Source organism: Azospirillum mesophilum (assembly GCF_053470405.2).
Genome location: NZ_JBPXMQ020000047.1, coordinates 25358 through 44633, shown reverse-complemented (window position 1 = coordinate 44633; position 19276 = coordinate 25358). Strand labels below are relative to the sequence as shown.

Genomic DNA, 19276 nt, shown 5'->3' with positions numbered 1-19276 from the left:
CCGGCAGCGTTGCCACGTGGCGCTCAGAACCTGGCTGATGGCCGCCTTCAGCCCCTCGTGGGCATCGGAGATCACCAGCTTCACGCCCTTCAGCCCGCGCCGCCCGAGGCCGCGCAGGAACTCGATCCAGAAGGTCGCCGCCTCCGATTGGCCGAGCCCGAGGCCGAGGATCTCGCGCCGGCCGTCCTGGTTGACGCCGGTGGCGATTATCGCCGCGATCGAGACGATGCGCCCGTTCTGGCGGACCTTGAGGTAGGTGGCGTCCAGCCAGACGTAGGGCCACTCGCCGTCCAGCGGGCGCTTCAGGAAGGAGTGCACGCGCTCGTCGATCTCCTGGCACAGAGCGGAAACCTGCGACTTGGAGATGCCGGTCATGCCCAGCGCCTGGACGAGGTCGTCGACCTTGCGCGTCGAGACGCCTTGGATCCAGGCTTCCTGGATGACGGCCGTCAGCGCCTTCTCCGCCGTCTTGCGCGGTTCCAGAAAGCTCGGGAAATAGGAGCCCTGGCGCAGCTTGGGGATCTTCAGGTCGAGCGTGCCGAGCCGGGGGTCGAACGGACGCGACCGCGAGCCGTTGCGGTAAGTGGTGCGCGCCTCGCTACGTTCGTGCCGGCCGGCGCCGATCCGCGCGTCGACCTCGAAGGCCATCAGCCGGTGCAGCGCGTGTTCGGCGATGGCGCGCAGGAAGTCGCCATCCGAGCTCTTCTGGATCTGGTCGAGAAGTGCCATTGTGTCGTCGGTCATCCCCGATCAAGTCGGGGACCGTCTCGCTGGTTGTGGTCCGGTGTCGCAACTCGACCTTACCAAAGACGCGCGATGGCCACCTCCTTCCGCCAAGTCACCGCCAGCGAGGCGGAGGATCGGGCCGGGCTACGCTATGGGAGGGCTTCGCCCGGCCCCGGCCCGATCCTTCATGGGCGCTTTTTCCACCACGCCCCTGGACGTTACCCTGTCCGACCGGGTTGGGCACCTGCCGGCCCGCCAAGCCAAGAGCCGGACCAACCCCTTTCCGGCCCCGGTGCGCGAGGTGCGGGTGCGCATCGCGACGGGCAAAGTGCTGCGGGTCTTGAGCAACGATTTGGCGGCGAGCGCGCAGGAGATCGCCGATCTGTACAAGCGCCGGTGGGCGATCGACATCTGCCAACCATGGCGCCTCTCAAGAGATTATAGTGTTTGGTGGGGTGATGGCCGGGTGGACCGGTGTTTGGGGATGTGCTCCCGTGCCGCCAAGCGGGCTATTTCCGCCTCATCGGCCTGGATCAGCCAAATCCGCTGGCCGCCGGCCTCGGCCAGCCGGCCGTGGAGCCAGCCCCGGCGCAACCACGCGAACACGGTCTGGTGCGGCATCGCCAAGCGCTCGGCCAATTCGAGGATCGTCACTTCATTGGCCTGACGGTCCACGCGTCCGACCACAGTCGAGCGTTGGTGCGACACCACGCCCTGCCGGCGGAGCGGATCCCCGATCATGCCGCCGGTGCAGTGGGCGCAACGTTTGGCCGGCATCCACCCTTCGGCATTCAGTGTGTCGGCGATGGCGGCATGCGTGTACCCGGCTTCGCGCAACTCCGCCACGCGCGACGCCAAGGCATCGTAGGTGCTCAGTTGCTTCAGGCTGGCCACCGGCCGGCGAAAGTGGGTCCGGGTTCGGACGCCGCCAGCCCAGAAGGCATCGACGATCACCGCTTCCGTCATTCCCTCCACGGTCACCACGATGTGGTCCAGCACCAAGCGAACCAGGGTTTGACGGTCCTGGTCAGTCGTGCCTGGGTCCGCCCACAGGGCCGGAACGTCCGCCGCCAGACGCCGGATCGCCTCTTGCTCCGCTGCGCTCGGCGGCACCGGCTGCTCCGCCCGCGCGCGCTCGTATTCCGCCAGCAGGCGGCGTTCGGTGGTCAAGGCCTCTTCCCATTGCTGTTCGAGGGCTCGCACCACCAACCGGTTCTCCGGTTCGACCGCATCATACTGCCGACGGGCTCGCTCGGCCTCATAGCGCGCCCGTTCCAGCCGTAGCCGCCATTGGCGATGCTGCTCGGCCCGCTCCAGTTCGAGATCCTCGACCAGCTGGAGACTGGTTTCCAAAGCTGAGGGCTGGACCGCCTGCAGCACCAGTTCGGCGATGTGCTGGTCAAGACTCCGCCCGGCCAGAGACTGACAGAGCGGCGTGCCGTAGGAGGCGCGCTCGACCCCACAGATGTAGCGCAGGTCACGGCCGTTGTTGTTGTAAACCGTGAGCATCCGGTGCCCGCAGCGGCCGCACACGACGAGCCCCGCCAGCAGGGCCGGTCCGCCGCGCGCCACACCGCGCTGCTGGGTGCGGTTGGCCTGCATCTGGTCGCGATTCCTCAGATACGCCTCCCAACTGATGTAGGCCGGCATGCGGTCTCGGAGCAGAATGATGCCATCGTCCAACTCATGGCCACGGCGCCGGCCGGTGGCGGGGTGGCCCGGTTGGCGGCGGCCCGGATCGACCGCGCGGCGTCCATACGCATAAACACCGGCATAGGCCGGGCTGTGCAGCAGGTCGCTCAGCGTGGCCCGGTTTGGACGTCGCCAATCCAACTCCCCCTTCCCGATGCCGGAGCGCCGCCGGTCGGGCAGGAGCAGGTCGTGGGCGACGAGATGACGAAGCACCCCGTCGATGGTGCCATACCGCTCGAACAGCATGAAGACCGTATCCGTCAGGAGCGCCCCATCTGGCCGATTTGGCGCTGAGGCCAGTAGCCTCCCGCGCGAACCGATCATCAGCGGGAGGCGGGGATGGGATCGACGGTGGCGGGCTCGGCCGAGTCGTTTTGGCGGGGACACGTTGAGGCGTGGCGGGCGAGTGGCCGGAGCCGCAGCGATTACTGCGCGGCGCAGGGGCTGTCGCGCAAGACCTTCGGCTGGTGGGCTTGGGGCACCGTCAACTCGTTGGCACCGACCATGATGGCTGGCGCAGTTCGGCCACGGATGCCCAGAGATCGGGGGATCAAGCGGCCAGCGGCGCACCAGCGACCTCAACCCAGGCAGTGAAGGCCTGGGCGCGGGCGGCGCGGTAGTCGGAGGCGGGTCGGTGGTCGCGGCGGAGGTGGAAGAGGTTGGCGATCGGGTCATGGATGGACAGAAAGCGCTGCACCTGTCGGGGCGATTTGAAGCGCTTCATCTGCCGCTCGCGTCGTCGGGTCGGTTGGTGCGAGTTCTCGGCCCGGTTGTTGATGCCCTTGTGCTGACGGTGCTCCACCCCCGGCATGATGGTCCGCTTGGCCGCGGCGTAGGACTTCAGCTTGTCGGTCACCAGCACCCGCGGCGCGCGGCCCTGCTTTTTCAGCAATTTGCGGAGCAGGCGCTTGGCCGCCTTGGCATCGCGCCGGCTCTGCACCAGCACATCGAGCACGAAGCCATCGCGGTCGACGGCCCGCCAGAGATAATGTTTCTTGCCGGCGATGGTCAAGACGACCTCGTCGAGGTGCCATTTATCGCCCCGGCGTGGCGCCCGCCGGCGCAACCGATCCGCGATCTCGCGGCCGAACTTCAAGGCCCATTGCCGCACCGTCTCATGGCTCACGGTGATGCCGCGGGCCGCCAGCGTTCCTCAACCATGCGCAGGCTCAAGGGGAAGCGGAAGTAGAGCCACACCGCCGTCGCGATGACCTCGGCGGGGAAGCGGTATCCGACGTAGCGGGGGTCACGGGGCGTCGTCATGGCAACCCTATACCCGCACCCCTGCCGCCCCGCCACCGTGGACTTGACGGTGCCCCGCTCGCGTAGCTGCGGAAATCGACCACGTGCGCGCCCGGCAAAAATGCCGTTTCCCATCCCTCGTAGACCTCCAGCTCAGGATCCTGATGATCTTCCTGGGCTTCCTTCTGGAGGTCGTCAGCGGTCTGGCTCAACCAGCCGAGCGGGTAGACGGCGATCACATCCTTCCGCTCCCGGAAGGATTCAGGACTGCTCAGAAGCTCGTGCAGCAGGGATTGTCCGGTTACCGCGTAGGGCCTGTCAGTGCCGGTTGAATACTCGGTCCATCCGCAAACTCGGTGCATGCCGGATGCGGATCGGAGCCGGAGTGAGCACATAAGGGGATCGAAATCCCCTTCAGAACATCGGTTTCCTTGTCCAAAACACTGCATTCCCTGCTTCCGGCCGGGCTTGCCGTCGACCGGGTCACCGTCGATGGCGACCGCGTCGTCGTGGCCGCCCATGTGCGGGCCGCCACGACGACCTGTCCGCAATGCCGGCGATCGTCGCGCCGCGTCCACAGCCGGTACAGCCGTCGCCTGGGCGACCTGCCCTGGCAGGGGCGGGTGGGCGAACTCCACCTGCGGGTCCGCCGGTTCCGCTGTGCAGCCCCGGACTGCCCGCGCCGCATCTTCGCTGAACGCCTGCCCACCGTGGCGCCACCCCGCATCCGGCGCACCCGCCGGCTGGCCGAGGCGCAGCGCACCATCGCATTGCGCGCGGGCGGCGAGCCCGGCGCCCGGCTGTCCAGCCGGCTCGCCATGCCGGTCAGCGGCGACACGCTGCTGCGCCTGATCCGGGCCGTGCCCGTCCCGGAAATGCCGGAGCCGCGCGTCATCGGCATCGATGACTGGGCCTGGCGCAAGGGCAAGCGCTACGGCACCATCGTCGTCGACCTCGAGCGCAACCGGTCCATCGACCTGCTGCCCGACCGGCAGGCCGACACCGTGGCTGCGTGGCTGAAGGCGCACCCTGGCGTGGAGATCGTTGCCCGCGATCGCGCCGGTGCCTACGCCGACGGCATCCGCCAGGGCGCGCCCGGCGCCATCCAGGTGGCGGATCGCTGGCATCTCCTGCGCAACTTCGGCGATGCGCTGGGGGAGGTCCTCACCGTCCATCACCGCGACCTGCGGGCAGCCGCCCGGCGGGCCATCGTTCCGGCCGAGACCGCCGGGCGGGACAAACCTGAAGAGCCGGCACCGCGCCCGACCAAGAACACCCGGCCGCCGACCCGCCGTGACCAGCGGCGTGCCGCGACCCACGCCGCCCGTCAATCCCGCTACGAGGAGGTCGCCGCGCTGGACGCCCGCGGCTGGTCCCAGACGCGCATCGCCGAGACGCTCGGGCTGGACCGCAGGACGGTGCGGGTCTGGCTGCGCGCCGGGCAGCCGCCGTCCTGGCAACGGCCGGCCGCGGGCAGCCTGCTCGATCCGTTCGCCGACCATCTGCGCCAGCGCTGGGACGAGGGCTGCCACAACGCCACGCGGCTGTGGCGAGGGATCCGCGCCTTCGGCTTCACTGGCCAGAGCGGTCTGGTCCGGGAGTGGGCGCGCCCCTTGCGGCAGGTCGCTGTGGGCGCAGCCTCCGCAGAGCCCGCTGCGTGGCGGACGCCCTCCCGGCGACGGACGGCGTGGCTGGTGGTGGCCGGCGACGACGAGATCGAGACGACCGAACAGGCTTTCGTCACCGCCCTGATCGCACGCTCCTCGAAGCTGGCGCGGACCATCGAACTGGCGCGGGCCTTCCGGGCGATGGTCCGCGGCCAGCGGGCCGACGAGCTGGACGGATGGCTGACGGCGGCGGCCGACACGGCCCTGGCGGGCTTTGCCGGCGGCCTGAAGCGCGACTTGGCGGCGGTGCAGGCGGCTTTGTCGCTGCCGTGGAGCACCGGGCCGGTGGAGGGACAGATCAGCACTCTTAAGACGACCAAGCGCACGATGAACGGCCGCGGCGGCTTCGACCTGCTACGCCATCGCGTCCTTGAGGCCGCCTGAACGGCACCGCTCAAGCCGTCCCTATGCACCGAGTTTGCGGATGGACCAAATTTCATCCGGCCTTTACACGGATCGCAGGTCGGTCCTCTGCTGGACCAGATTGACGGGCCTATTGCCGCGTTCATGGGCGACGGTGCTTACGACCAGACCGGCGTGACCGCAGCCGTGGCGGAGCACACACCGGACGCCGCGGTGATCGTGCCGCCCCGCTCCACGGCGGTGCCGAGTGCGACCGCCGAGACCACCTCAACACAGCGCGATCAGCACCTGCAGTCCATTGCCGAGCACGGACGCATGGCGTGGCAGAAAGCCTCCCGGTACAATGTCCGCGCGCTGGTCGGCCCGAACGAACGAAATGCGCAAATTTGACCTATAAGCGGACAAACCCGGAACAGCCACGCTGAAGGTTCCTGGAGAATCAACAGCTTGGCTTGCGCTGCCCCCTCTCCCTCGTTAGCGGTGCCCTGTCGGGAATCAGATGATTCCCGTGGGCCTCCGGCCGGCACGTCCGGAGGCCCTTTTCAGGCTGAAATTCTGTACGGCAAACCCTGTCGGAATGGGGTATTATACGGGAACCATTTCCAAGGGGTTTTCCGCACATGCTGATCGGGTACATGCGCGTGTCGAGCGACGGCGAGCGGCAGGTGGCGGATCTCCAGCGCGACGCCCTGCTCGCCGCCGGCGTCGATGCACGCCACCTCTACGAAGATCACGCCAGCGGCAGCCACGACAATCGCCCCGGACTTGCCGGGGCGCTCGCGTTTCTGCAGCCGGGCGATTGTCTGGTCGTGTGGAAGCTTGATCGCCTCGGCCGCTCCCTGCCGCACCTGCTGGCCACCGTCAACGAGCTCAAGGCGCGTGGGGTGGCGTTCCGCTCCCTCACCGAGCGGATCGACACCACCACCCCGCAGGGCGAGTTCCTGTTCCACATCTTCGGCGCGCTCGCCCAGTTCGAGCGCTCCCTGACCCAGGAACGGGTCATGGCCGGCTTGGCCGCCGCCCGTCGGCGCGGCCGCCGGGGCGGCCGTCCGCCCATCCTCGATGCCGAAAAGCTCGCCGCGGTGGTCGCCGCCCTCGACGGCGGCGCCAGCAAGGCCGCGGTCTGCCGCACCTTCGGCCTCAAGCGCAGCACCTTGATCGACGCGTTGGCCCGGATCGGCTGGGCTCCCGGCGTCCAACCACCGGGAGACCCGAGTGCCCCGCCGTCCGCAGTTGACCAAAGCCCACGCCGCCGCGCTGTTCGACCCGCCGACCGATCGGCGTGACCTGGTGCGTCATTACACGCTGTCCACCGGCGACCTTGCCCTGATCCGCGCTTGCCGGGGCGACCACAACCGTCTCGGCTTTGCGCTGATGCTCGGCTATCTGCGCTATCCGGGGCGGCCCTTGAAGGTCGACGAGCGCCCGCCGGCCGCCCTCGTTGCGTTCCTCGCCGAGCAGATCGACGTTCTTCCGAACTGCATCGAAGACTATTTGGCCGCACCGCGGACCTGCCGACGGCATGCCGCCGAGGCGCAGGAACGGGTCGGGCTGCGTCCGTTCGGATCCCGTCCTGCGGCCGAGTTGGCGAAATGGCTGCTGCCGCACGCGATCGAGGACGACCGGCTCGCCCATCTCGCCGGCCGGGTGCTGGAGGAATGCCGGCAGCGCCGGATCGCCATCCCGTCGCCAAGGGCGCTCGAACGGCTGTGCATCGAGGTCCGCCAGCAAGCCCGGCGGGAGGTCCAGCACCGCCTGACCGAGGGGCTGTCCGCCGAGCAGCGCAAAAGTCTGGACGCGTTGACGGAGCGCCGGGCCGACACCAGCCAGAGCTGGCTGACATGGTTGCGCCAAATGCCGGAAGCGGCCAAGCCGACGGCCATGCTCGGCCTCATGGAACGCGTGGCCCATGTCCGGAAAATCGGCATCGACGCGGCGCAGGGCCATCGCGTTCACCAAGGGCGCCTGGCCCACTTGGCCCGCGAGGCTGGCCGAACCACCGTGCAGCACCTCGCCGGCCTGGAGCGGCAGCGCCGCCACGCCACGCTGGTGGCCATCGCGCTGGACCTTGGCGCCAGCCTGACCGACCAAGCCATCGATCTCTTCGACCGGCTGGTCGGGACGATGTTTCGCAAGGCCGAAGGCCACCATGCCCGGGCTTTCCAGGCCGACGGGCGCGCCATCAATGACAAGGTGCGCCTTTTCGCCAAGGTCGGCGCCGCCCTGATCGGTGCCTACGATGGCCAGCGGGACGCCTTCACGGCCGTCGCCACGGTGATCCCGTGGGAGCGGTTCCGCACCAGCGTCGCGGAGGCCCAGGCGTTGGCGCGCGACGAGGAGTTCGATGCCTTCCAGATGCTGGGCGAGCATTACGCGGGGGTGCGCCGCTGGGCACCGGCGTTCCTGGAGGCGTTCAGCTTTCAAAGTGCTTCGGCCGCCGCCCCACTTCTGCGGGCCATCGAGGTGTTGCGCACGGTCAACCGCACGGGTGCCCGATCTGAAGGACCGGCGCCTGTACAGCTTCGAGAAGCCGTCGGCCTATCCGTCGCTGGAGCCGCTGATCGCCGGGCGGATCAACGTCGGGCTCATCCGGACCCACTGGGACGACATCCTGCGGATCGCCATGTCCATCCGCAACGGCGTGGTGACGGCCTCGGTGATCCTGCGCCAGCTGGCCGCCTTTCCGCGGCAAAACGGCACCGCTGCGGCGTTGCGGGAACTGGGCCGACTGGCCAGGACAGCTTTTACCCTGGACTGGCTGTCCGATCCCGAACTCCGGAGGCAAACCAGCCAGGAGCTCAACAAGGGCGAGTCCCGCAACAGCCTTGCGCGTGCGGTTTTCATCCATCGGCTCGGCGAGATCCGCGACCGGACTTACGAGAACCAGCAGCATCGCGCCTCCGGCCTGAACCTGCTGGTGACCGCGATCATCCTGTGGAACACGCGGTATCTGGAGCGCGCCGTCGCCGCCCTACAGGAGGTGGAAAACGTCCCCGAGCACCTGCTCGCTCATCTCTCACCGCTGGGATGGGAGCATGTCAACCTGACCGGCGACTACATCTGAAACACCGCTTCGAGCATAACGGAAAACCATGCCGGATTGAGGGCGCTCCGCCCTGTCCCGGACAGCCTCCTCCTTGCCGCCTGACGTTCTCATTTTGTCTGCTTATAGGCCAAATTTGCGCATTTCGTTCGTTCGGGCCCAACCTGCGCACCGGCGAGGCCTGCGACAACGAGAATGCGCTGCTCGCCGCCATCCTGGCCGACGGCACCAACCTGGGGCTGACGCGCATGGCGGAGGCCAGCCAGGGCGTGACCCGCGACCGGCTGATCTGGACCGCCGATTCCTTCATCCGGCTGGAAACCTACCAGGCGGCCCTGGCCCGGATCATCGACGCGCACCATCGGCTGCCCACGTTTGGGGTGGCGGCACGACGTCCTCGTCGGACGGCCAGTTCTTCCGCTCCGGCAAGCGCGGCAACGTCGCCGGCGAGGTGAACGCCCGCTACGGCGGCAGCCCCGGCTTCAGCTTCTACACCCACGTCTCGGATCAGCACGGTCCGTTCCATGTCCGGGTCATTTCGGCGGCGACGCACGAGGCACCCTTCGTTCTGGATGGTCTGCTCCACCACGGCACCGGCCTGACCATCGACACCCACTACGTGGACACGGGCGGCGCCTCGGATCATGTGTTCAGCATGGCGGCCATGCTCGGCTTCCGCTTCTGTCCCCGCCTGCGCGACTTTCCCGAACGCCGGTTGGCCAGCATCGAGCCGCCAAGCTGCTATCCGGACCTGCAGCCGCTGCTGGGCCGACGGATCAAGGTGGACGTCATCCGCGACCATTGGACCGACGTGGTGCGTCTGGTCGCGTCGCTGAAGGCCGGCACCGTGGCGCCCTCGACCATGTTGAAGAAACTGGCTGCCTACGAGCGGCAGAACCAGCTCGATCTGGCGCTCCAGGAACTGGGCCGCATCGAGCGCACACTCTTCATGATCGATTGGTTGGAAACGCCCGAACTCAGGAGGAGCTGTCACATCGGGCTGAACAAAGGGGAGCAGCGTCACGCCCTGGCCCAGGCGATCTGCACCTTCAAGCAGGGCCGGATCGCCGACCGCGGGTCCGAGGCCCAGCAGTACCGCGCCTCGGGACTAAATCTGCTCATCGCCGCGATCGTCCACTGGAATTCGACCTACATGGCTGACGCGGTGGCTCACCTGCGCATGATCGGCGAGACCGTGCCCGACGACCTGCTCGTCCACACCTCGCCGGTCGGCTGGGAGCACATCAGCCTGTCCCGTGATTTCCTGTGGGACCGGGCGGCAGCCATACCGATGGGAAGGCGGCCGCTCAACCTGGGACGTCGCCGCCATGCCGCTTGAAAGCCGCGTTCCCGGTGCGTTCGACCTTAGCGTTGTTTACCGAACAAATGTCGCGATGTCCTCGGACCCAGCCCCGCAGCGTCTCAGGATTGCAGCCGATCTTCGCCGCGATCGAGCTGATCGCCGCCCACTGCGAGGCGTGCTCCCCTTCGTGCTCGAACACCATCCGAACCGCGCGCTCGCGGACTTCAGGGGCGTATTTGGGTGATGCCTGTTTCGTCATGATGACCCCAGTCTCTCAAGAAACGGGGCCTCCGGGAAACCCGGCGCGGTTCATTCCGCACTGTCCAAGCTGTACAGTCCGGTTGTGCAGTGGACAGTCCCATTTGGCCCTCTGTTCCAAAATTCTCTTGAGATTCAAAGGTCAGAGCGCTGGCCCGATTCCTGCTAAAGGCCCGCCGGCTGGATGGACAGGAAAGGGACTTCACCATGGCACAGGCCTTGCGGACGCTTATCGTCGCGGCTTTGATGGTTGCGCTCACGTTGTTCGCGGGAACGGCGTCGGCGCAGCACGCGCTTCCTCCCATCGACCTGTTCGTCTTCCTGGACAATTCCAAGACGGTCTTCACGGGCGGGCCGGACGGTCCCAACCAACGACTGGCCGAAATGCTGAAGACTGCCTTCAACCTCCCCATCGACGGCACGCGGACCTTCGTCAGCCAGGGCGACCGTGTGTCGCTCTACACGTTCGGCCGGGAGGTGCTGCCGCTGGCCGAACGCATTGATGGCGGCAACGTCAGCGCGCTGAACAACGCGGTCAACCGTTTCACTGAAGCCATCACGCCGGACCGCGTGACCGACTTCGGCCCCATTCTGCGCTCCATCTCCACCCTTCCCGGTCTGCAGGACCGTTCGGACAACCGGCTCAAGATCGTTCTGATCGCCAGCGACTTCATCCACGATCCTTCCAACCAGGCGGAGAACAATCGGGGGACCGGCATCTGCGACCTGATGAAGCAGTACAAGGCTACTCAGAAGACGGCGGTCGCCTCGGACATCGACGCGGTCCGGCGGGCCATCGCCGTTCCGGCCGATTCCGACCAGTTGCCGGTTTATGTGGGCCTTTTCGTGGTGCGCCCCAGCGAGGCGGATTTCGCCGAAACCACTAAGCCCTACCGGGATTGCGCCTTGGACACGGTGCGGCTGCGCCCCCTGGTGCAGAGCCTGGAAAAGGAACTTAACGCGCAATCCATCGAATACTCAGATGCGGCCAAGGACCTGAACCAGTTCGCGCGCGAATTCGTGGACGGCGTGCTGCGCGCGACGCGGCCCCGGCTGGCCTTGTCGGCCGGAGCCTGCCAACCCCGCGGCGTGGATGGAATGAGCTGCACGCTGACGGTGCGCAACCCGGCGCGCGTGCCGACCCGTCTGCGGTCCGTGGCGCTGGCCGACCGTCCAGACGGAGCCGCGCTGGCCACAATTGCCGCCGACCGGACGATCGAGGCCGGTGCGACCGACACCATCGACCTGCGGGTCGGGGGAAATGAGGCGCGGTCCCTGCTGGCCGCCGCGTCCATCTTCGCCGGATTGGACAGCGAGGGGCGTGGCGCACCGACCCGGGTGAAGGTCGAGAAGGGCGGCGGCGGGGGCTTGACCGTCAATGAGGTCAAGGCGGAGCGCCGCGCGGCGGGACAGCCGGCAAGCCTGATCATCACGCTGGCCAACCCGCAATCGGACGCCAGGATCGTCCGTCGGATCGCCTTCTACAGCGCCGAACCGGGGAATGCAGGGCTGGGTGGGATCGACCTGCCGGCATCGACGGAATTGGCGAAGGGCGGGACGAGGTCTCTGACCATTCCCTTGACACAGACCATTGACGCGGCCTTGGACCGCGGCCCGGTTTTCGCCTCGGTCTTGTCCATGGACCGCGAGCGTTTGAACGATCCGGAGTCGCCCCGTGTGCGTGTCGTGTATGGCCGGCCGGCGCCGTTGCGGGTCGCCGAGGCGCGCGCCCGGACACAGGACGGCCGGGTGTTCCTCGACATCGAGGTCGTCTCCCCCGGCTTGCCGCCCCGGCTCGTCCGCAACGTCATTTTCTATGGGGCCGACGGCTCACCCTTTGCCAACGAGCCGGTCAGCTCGGCCGCTGAGATTGCTGCCGGCGGGAGTGCGCGGCTGACCGTTCCGCTGGGTGTTAGCGCGGTACAGGCATTGAACAACAACAGCCTGTCGGTCGCGGTCGATGACGCGGCGAGCGGGAGTGAATCCCAGCCGCGGCTGGTTGGGCGCCCGACGGCCAGTTCGACCAGTCTCAAAATCGACGAGCTGCGCTGGCTGGAAAATGTCGAAACCGGTCTTCTGCGCGCCCGGATTGTGGTCAGCAACGGCAACGCGATGTTTCGTGAAAGTCTGACGGGGGTGATGCTGCGTGGGGAGGGCGGCGAGAAGGTCGCGGTGCAGACCGACCCGTCTACCCTGAGCCCTGGTTCGACCATGGAGAAAATCCTGACCTTCGACGGGCGCGACATCGCCGTCCGGGCGATTCTGCGGCAATCGTCCTTCTTCATTCAGGCGATGGACGACAACGACAACCTGGGACCGGAGAAGAAAGAAACGACCCCTTCCTACGTCCCACTGCGGCTGGCGTCGGGTGCGTTCGCACCGAATGACAAAGGCTTCCTGGAATTGCAGCTTCAGGTGCAAAATCCGTCATTGGTTCTGAACCGCCTTACCCAGGTGCGGATTTTCGGCAAAGGCGGACGGCCGGAGCAGGCGGAACCCCTTCCTCTTCCATCGCCGGTGTCCATTGCCGGCCTGGGCCAGGAAACGATCAAGATTCCGTTCAACAAGGATTTCTTCCGGGCGCACAGTCCGCATCTGGACCAGAATGTGGTTTTGCAGGACGAAAATGGGCAGGCGGCGCCGGGGCGGGCGTTGTTGCCGAGCTACCCCATCACGCCATTGCCGTCGAAGCCGCTGAAGGTGGCGGACTCGGTTGCGTGGAGCGATCGTCTGCCGCTGATCCTGTCTGTCACCGTTGAGAACGAAGCGATCTACAATCAGACGCTGGGACGGATTTTGCTCGCCCCACCCGAAGGTGGTGAGCCCGAATTCTACGATCCTCCCAACGGAATTGAAATCAGGGGCGCTTCGAAGGAGGGAGCCAAGGAAATCCCCACGCCGCTTCAGGTGGTGGTTCCGATGAAGGACGAATGGCAGACCAAACTGCTGGCGGGGCAAAATTTGCGGATATGCGCCCTGACCGACCTCGATGTGTTGCAGAACCCGAAGTTGTGCCCGGTCGGTTGGGCGTCCGTTGCCTTGCCGACCCCGAAGCCACTTGAAGTCCAGGTGAATAAGGACCGTCCCTTCGACCCGCAACGCCGGGAAATCCGCATCGATATGGCCAACCCCGGCATTGTTCCGAACATGGCTACCGGTTATGCCCTTCTTTCGCCGGATGGAAAAAAGGAAATCGCGCAAAAGACGTTCGACATTCCGGAATTCGTGGGGGGCGGAAAGACAGTAACAAAGGTGATCGCACTGAACGATAACGAAGCAAGGGAAATTGCGACACTTCAAAGGTTTCGCGTGGAGCTTAGGGACAAGACGTCGTCCACCCGTAACGGCGATGCGCGTTCCTCTTCCTCCGCTGTTGGTGGAATACCTGTATTTGATTTCGCGTTCAGCAACTTCAAGGCAACCAAGGTTCCGACAAAGGATCCTTACACTGCGATAAGCGTCGATATCGAAATTCAGAACACATCGTTTCTAAGGCTTGGAAAGCAGGAATTCAATGTCTGGCTTTCAAGCAAGGATGGAACCGCGGTGTATGGTGATAGGATCGTCATACCGCATGACTTTTCGGGGGTTCGAGAAAGCTTCGCTGTAACAGTGGCTTGGGGGCTTCAGGGGGATTTTAGGCAGTACTCTCCTGGATTGGTGAGGATTGCTCCTGTGTCAAACCAGGAAAACAGTAAGTCATTTTCCTTTGACGATAGCTTTGGATACAATTTGTCCGCCATAATAATGGCTGGATCCGTTGTTGTCAGCGCCATCATGCTTCTTAGCATTGCAGGCCTTGCCAGGAAATGGTCTGCTGTAAGGAAAAAGGGTCTCGTTGAGTACTTTTTGTCAAACGGATCGAGTGCTTTTGACTGGATAAGCTCTTTTTCCAATCTGTTCGGCTCATTCATCGTTCCGTCCTCATTTTTTGGGGCTTGGATCAGCCTGTTGTGGCTCCTGGGTGATTTGGACTGGACCGTATGGCTTTCGGTGATCGCCGTCGTAACGTCCGCATTCACTGGACTTAGCCTTTTGGCGCGCGGATACAAAAGATTTCATGTAAACCGTATCGCCGTGAAAGGCGAAAAAGCGAAGGAAATGCCGGCGGTCATTCATTCCTTCGACCGGCATGTTGCCTTGCTCATTCTCGGAATATTCCTGGTGTCGCTCGTTCCACTTATAACCTACGCGATCTGGTACACCCCGACCGACCCGAGAACGGTCGAGCATCACTGGGACTACCGCGAAGCACGCAATCTGACCACCGCTCTGAACTGACCCGAAACCAAGGGGGACATCATCCATGTCCATGGCCATGAAGAATGTGAAGCGTTTCCCGGCCCTGGTGATCGGGTTGGGCGGCACGGGCGTCCGCACCCTGCGCTACCTGCGCTGGCAGGCGGAAAGCGGCGTGGATTCCGGGCTGCGGCGCATGTACGAAGACGGCCACCTGCAGCTGCTGGCCATCGACACGGACTGGAAGGCCAACCGGGAGGAGGAACTCGACGAGCATGTCGTCCCCCGCTCCGCCGCTTTCCGGAGTGGGGGAGGGCACGCGTTCGGCCGGACGCTGCCGACCATCGAGCCCATCATCGGTGTCCGCACCGACGACATCGTCCGCAGCGTCGAGGCGATCCGGCAGGCTCCGCGCCAGCGGCTCCGGGTGGTCGGGGGCGGGGAGTATGACGGCAGCGCGGAATCGGCGGTGCCCGCGGTGGCGGAATGGCTGCCGGCGATCAACCACGAGGCGCTCAACGAGATGTCGCTGGGTCAGGCCCGGTATGAAGGGGCCGGGCAATGGCGTCCCCTCGGCCGGATCGGCCTGTTCACTGAGGCCCGCGCCATTTACGACAAGCTGAAGGACAGCCACGAGCGGGTCCGCAAGGTCACGGAGCCCGGGAAGCCGGTCCGTGTGCATCTCGTCTGCTCGCTGTCCGGCGGCACCGGGGCGGGAACCTTCTGGGACGTGGCCTTCATGATGCGGCACATCGACCCCGACTGTGCGTTGACCGGCGCCTTCCTGCTGGCCGATCCGTTCGTCGCCAGCGACCGCGCGGAACGGGTCGAGACGAACGCCTACGCCGCGCTGAAGGAACTCGCCGCCTACAAGAACTGGCGCCTGCGGCCGGACGAGACGTTCAAGGTCCGCTATCCCATCGGCCGCCAGGGCCTGACCTTCGAGGCCAGGCGGGGCGACACCAGCGTCTTCAACCTCGTCTACCTCTACCAATCCTTCAAGCCGGAGGGCGAGCCGGCCGAGATTCCCGACTTGGCCGCGTCCACCATCCGCATGACCTGCTTCCGCATCGCCGAAAACATTCTGTCGCAGCTGCGGCAGGATGTGCGCGCCAAGCTGGACGAAGGGGCCAACAACGAAAAGACCGACGTCAACGCCCCGATCCATCACCGCGAACGGGGGTTCGTCTTCTCGACGTCGGCGGTCACGCCCCTGGCCCTGGCCGAAATCGGGGAGATGGCGCGGACCCTGGAAGCGGCGATCCTGAACCGCGTCATCGACGACACCGGCGCCCATAGGCCGGTCACGCCGGGCCGCAAGGTCAAAATGAGTCTTCTCCAGGCCATCCCGTCGCTGGCTACCGGAGCGTCGTCACCGGGCCTGCCCGACACCGCCGCCACCCGCCTGTACGGCGAGGAACGGGAACTGAAACGGCTGGAGCAAGGCACGCTGATCGATCTGTGGCAGCGGTCCGCTTCGGAAGACGGTCCGCCGGAAGCCTGCGCGCGGATCAACGGCATGCGCGCGGCCCTGGACGTGTTGAAGGCCCGCATCAAGGAACTGAAGGCGGGCCGGAAAGATCCCCTCGGACCCGAGGCGCGCGCGCAGGAGCTTTACCAGCTGGTGGATGAGGCGTTGCGCGAGCCCTGGGCCGCGGTCATCGAGTCCCAGGGCTGGAGCGTGGAGACCGGGGGCGTGGAAGCGGTCAAGGCCGACCTGCGCCACGTCGATCTGTGCGAGGCCGAGCTGGACGAGCGCTGGAAGCCGTTTCGCGAGGCTCTGAACGCCCTTTGCGACTCCCTGGATCGGAGCATCGGCATTCTCGACGATGAAGGGCTGGAACTGCTGCGCACTGCGCTGCTGACGCTGGAAGGCATGACGCCGGTGCCTCCGGAGGAACTCCGCGTCTCGTCCGTGGTAGCGCCCCCGTCGCTGATCCAGATGCGCATCGCGCTGAACATCCTCAACGAGACACGGGACGAAGACCTGATTCATCAGCACGCGATGCATGGCAGCGGTCCGCTGGACGTCATCATGGCCAAGTTCCGCGAGCGGCTCGACGCCATTCTGGCCGATGTCGGGCGGGCGGTCCTGGATCCGAAGACATGGCCAAAGCTCGTCGACCAGTTCCTGCACCAAAACCGGGAACGTCTGGCCGGCGATATCCGCAAGATTCTGGAGATGCATGACCGGAACTTGCGCCTGCTCAACGAACGCAACGTCGGCCTGCAGACCTACGGACAGCAAAAGCTGCGTGGTTCCTTCACCCAGCACAACCAGCACGCCGAGCGCTTCGAGCGCATGATGGCCCCCCTTCCGGCCACGCTCCGGTCCATCCTTGCCAGCGACACGCCGAACCGTCTGGATACCCTGCTCGACGAACTCAACGGCCTTTTCGCGCGCGACGCGATCGCGGAAGGGGAGGACCTGCGGAATCACTTCCAGGATGGTCCGTCGCGGCGCGCCGTATGGAAGGAATTCCTCAAGGACATCGTTGCCGCGGCCGAGCCGCGCGATGTCCGCTCCCAGCCCGCTTTGCCCCTGGTGCAGACCCTGGCGGAGGCGATCGACCGGCATTTCCTGCGCCCCCACAACGCTTCCGGCAATCGGGAGGACATTCGGACCAATGCCGCGTTCGACCACTTCCAAACGCTCGCCCGGCTCTACGCCGACGGCTTCGTCCGCTTCTGGTCTGAACAGGAGGCGTTCATCATCGCGCGCCTGAACGGCGATCAGGGGCTGGAGGAATTGATCGCCCGCTGCCGCAGCACGGTGTTTGGCAAAGGGCCGGTGGCGCCGACCATTCAGCAGGCCAAACTGGTGATCGGAAAGCCGCAGATCGGCCGCGCGCTGTCGGAAGACCGCAGCGCCTCCGACCGCAACGCCCTGATGAACCGCCTCAAGGCCGCGGCGCAGAAGGTGCTGAACATAACGCCCACCTTCACCGAGGAGGCCAGCCCGGTCCCGATCATCTATTACGAGGAACTGTACCGGGCCGGCGCGGAAATCTCCGGGATTCAGCGTTATCACCGCCGTTACCGGGACGCCGACCCGCGTTTCCGGTCCCTGTTCCATTTCCAGCGGGGGGCGGACGAATTGGAAAACCTCGTCCCCGACGAACTGGCGCCCGATGCTGTGCTGTGCGGAAACAAGGGATGCAGCTATGATCTCGGTCGGCTCCCGGGGCGCGATCAGCTGATCTGTCCGGGGTGCGGCGGACCGATCCTGAACCGCTGCGGCAACCCGTCCTGTCCGGCCGATGATCTGACCGAACGGTTGCCGCCAAGCGCCTTCGACGGGCTCGGGCGCCCGACGGTGCGGCAGTGCCCGTGCTGCCATGGCGAGCTGAAGACCTACTGGTGGCACTGTCCGGAATCGGCCCATGACGGCCGCCTCATCTCCATGCGCGACACGACCTGCCCGCAGTGCCTGGAGGGGTATGTTGCCGGACATCGGCCACTGGCGGCGGTCCGGCGCCGTGACCCCGACGATTCCATCGACTGCCCGGGCTGCATGGCCCTCCGGCTTGCCCCGGGGATGCGGACCCGGATTCCGGCTGCGCTCCGGACCTATTTCGAGAACGGCGTTGCGGCACTTGACCGGTTTGAGTTCGAGCAACTCATCGACAATCATCATTTTCTCGAACACCGATGCCCCAACCAGAATGTTCCGGAACACCTGCTGTTCCCGGCCCTGGAAGTGAAGGACGGCGCGGGGAAGAAACTGGTCCACGTGCATCGCGCGGACGGGCGCTTCAGCGCGGAGGCCGGCGTTCCGACCACCGCGCACAGTTGCTTCCATTGCGGCTTTCCGGCGTCGGCCGCGGACGTGGAGGCGACGCGGATCGGCAAGCCGCTGACCTGCCGTCGTTGCCAGCGCACGCTGCAGGTCTGCCAATATTGCTCGTCCCACGACGGCGCCCTGTTCGAGCCGATGCCGAGCACCATCGGCGCCATCCGTTGCCCGCGCTGCACCAACTTGATGCTGCGCGACACGAGCGATTACCAGTCCATCGCTGCTGACGGATTGAAGAGGCCGGGCTTCTGCCGCAACCTCTTCTCATGCCATGCCGGAGCGCGGCCTTGGAGCACGGCGGCCGATTACGATCTTGGCAACTGCCAGGCCTGCGGGGGCGCCGACAAGATACCGCTGCTTCCGTTCGAACATCTTTCCCGGCACATTGACGTCTGCCCGATCTGTCTTGTGCTGCTGGGGCGCCGCGAAACGAACAGGGTCCGGCATTTCCGTCCGGAGGACGTCGCGGAATATTTCCGCGACCGGCCGGCCCATACCCTGCCGGATTCCTGTGTGATCTGTGGGAGTCAGCCGGCCAGGGTCCTCCGCTGGATGCTGGAGACCGGTTACTTCGGCGCAACCAACGCAGATGTTCAGGAAAGCACCCTTCAGGCATTGCGCAACACCTTCAGCATCGGGCAGCCCATTCCAGACATCCCCGCAGAGTTGGGAATGGACATTCTGGAGGCGATGTTGCAGGACCACACGGAGCGTGCGCTGCATGAATCCATCACCGCCCTGCCGGGAATTCGCGAAGGTCATTTCGACCTTTCCGTTGTTCACGCGCAACTCAGCATCCTGTTCGCCGGTCCGCAGATTTCGGCGAGGGCGGTTCGTGGCAAGCTGGAAACCATGGTGCACATCAGCGAAGAGGTGCGCAGGCGCGAAAGAACATTCGTCGGCGATGAAATGGTTCTGTTCTGAGTTCGGACCGGGGCGCGGTCGCG

General features: G+C 65.8%; 8 protein-coding genes and 7 pseudogenes. 10 read left to right on the top strand and 5 right to left on the bottom strand.

The window, feature by feature from the left end; all coding sequences use genetic code 11:
- On the bottom strand, positions 1–744 hold a 744-nt coding region (locus tag ACSVC7_RS28085), incomplete at its 3' end, for an IS256 family transposase (protein WP_483508924.1).
- A gap of 205 nt (positions 745–949) precedes the next feature.
- On the opposite strand from ACSVC7_RS28085, the pseudogene ACSVC7_RS28080 reads away from it, so the two are divergent.
- Positions 950–1150, top strand: a pseudogene (locus ACSVC7_RS28080) (IS4 family transposase); the annotation flags it as partial.
- Positions 1151–1164: 14 nt separating this feature from the next.
- Here ACSVC7_RS28080 and ACSVC7_RS28075 read toward each other — a convergent pair.
- Positions 1165–2664, bottom strand: coding sequence for a recombinase zinc beta ribbon domain-containing protein (locus tag ACSVC7_RS28075; RefSeq protein WP_448207792.1), 1500 nt, complete (start codon positions 2662–2664; stop codon positions 1165–1167).
- 93 nt (positions 2665–2757) lie between these two features.
- On the opposite strand from ACSVC7_RS28075, the gene tnpA reads away from it, so the two are divergent.
- Positions 2758–3012, top strand: coding sequence for an IS66 family insertion sequence element accessory protein TnpA (gene tnpA / locus ACSVC7_RS28070; protein WP_448207791.1), 255 nt, complete (start codon positions 2758–2760; stop codon positions 3010–3012).
- Here tnpA and ACSVC7_RS28065 read toward each other — a convergent pair.
- Together ACSVC7_RS28065 and ACSVC7_RS28060 are read right to left on the bottom strand one after the other, a co-directional pair.
- Positions 2969–3681 (bottom strand): annotated as a pseudogene (locus ACSVC7_RS28065) (IS6 family transposase). The gene tnpA and the pseudogene ACSVC7_RS28065 overlap by 44 nt on opposite strands.
- Positions 3678–3899: a hypothetical protein gene (locus ACSVC7_RS28060; protein WP_448207794.1), complete on the bottom strand. Its 222-nt coding sequence runs from the start codon at positions 3897–3899 to the stop codon at positions 3678–3680. Before ACSVC7_RS28060 ends, ACSVC7_RS28065 begins: the two are co-directional and overlap by 4 nt.
- Before the next feature lie 192 nt (positions 3900–4091).
- Here ACSVC7_RS28060 and ACSVC7_RS28055 point away from each other — a divergent pair, with 192 nt between their 5' ends.
- From ACSVC7_RS28055 to ACSVC7_RS28030, 6 genes and pseudogenes are all read left to right on the top strand, one after another.
- Entirely contained in the window at positions 4092–5711 is a 1620-nt protein-coding gene (locus tag ACSVC7_RS28055; protein ID WP_448207790.1) for an ISL3 family transposase, read from the top strand.
- Positions 5712–5783: 72 nt separating this feature from the next.
- A pseudogene (locus ACSVC7_RS28050) lies at positions 5784–6047 on the top strand (IS5/IS1182 family transposase); the annotation flags it as partial.
- 263 nt (positions 6048–6310) lie between these two features.
- Positions 6311–6976, top strand: coding sequence for a recombinase family protein (locus ACSVC7_RS28045; protein ID WP_448207789.1), 666 nt, complete (start codon positions 6311–6313; stop codon positions 6974–6976).
- Positions 6906–7352: pseudogene (locus ACSVC7_RS28040) on the top strand (DUF4158 domain-containing protein); the annotation flags it as partial. The gene ACSVC7_RS28045 and the pseudogene ACSVC7_RS28040, both read left to right, overlap by 71 nt.
- An 811-nt stretch (positions 7353–8163) precedes the next feature.
- Positions 8164–8751: pseudogene (locus ACSVC7_RS28035) on the top strand (Tn3 family transposase); the annotation flags it as partial.
- Between the two features lie 140 nt (positions 8752–8891).
- Positions 8892–10072 (top strand): annotated as a pseudogene (locus tag ACSVC7_RS28030) (Tn3 family transposase); the annotation flags it as partial.
- Between the two features lie 61 nt (positions 10073–10133).
- Here ACSVC7_RS28030 and ACSVC7_RS28025 read toward each other — a convergent pair.
- Positions 10134–10295: pseudogene (locus tag ACSVC7_RS28025) on the bottom strand (IS3 family transposase); the annotation flags it as partial.
- Between the two features lie 206 nt (positions 10296–10501).
- On the opposite strand from ACSVC7_RS28025, the gene ACSVC7_RS28020 reads away from it, so the two are divergent.
- Both ACSVC7_RS28020 and ACSVC7_RS28015 read left to right on the top strand, forming a co-directional pair.
- Complete coding sequence (locus tag ACSVC7_RS28020; protein ID WP_448207788.1) at positions 10502–14575, top strand: hypothetical protein; 4074 nt, start codon at positions 10502–10504, stop codon at positions 14573–14575.
- Between the two features lie 25 nt (positions 14576–14600).
- Positions 14601–19253: a tubulin-like doman-containing protein gene (locus ACSVC7_RS28015; protein WP_448207787.1), complete on the top strand. Its 4653-nt coding sequence runs from the start codon at positions 14601–14603 to the stop codon at positions 19251–19253.
- Positions 19254–19276 lie beyond the last annotated feature (23 nt).

Excerpts from the sequence above, each read along its gene's own strand:
- ACSVC7_RS28075 (WP_448207792.1), bottom strand. The coding sequence starts at position 2,664 with ATGCTGTTCGAGCGGTATGGCACCATCGACGGGGTGCTTCGTCATCTC.
- tnpA (WP_448207791.1), top strand. The coding sequence starts at position 2,758 with ATGGGATCGACGGTGGCGGGCTCGGCCGAGTCGTTTTGGCGGGGACAC.
- ACSVC7_RS28045 (WP_448207789.1), top strand. The coding sequence starts at position 6,311 with ATGCTGATCGGGTACATGCGCGTGTCGAGCGACGGCGAGCGGCAGGTG.
- ACSVC7_RS28020 (WP_448207788.1), top strand. The coding sequence starts at position 10,502 with ATGGCACAGGCCTTGCGGACGCTTATCGTCGCGGCTTTGATGGTTGCG.
- ACSVC7_RS28015 (WP_448207787.1), top strand. The coding sequence starts at position 14,601 with ATGTCCATGGCCATGAAGAATGTGAAGCGTTTCCCGGCCCTGGTGATC.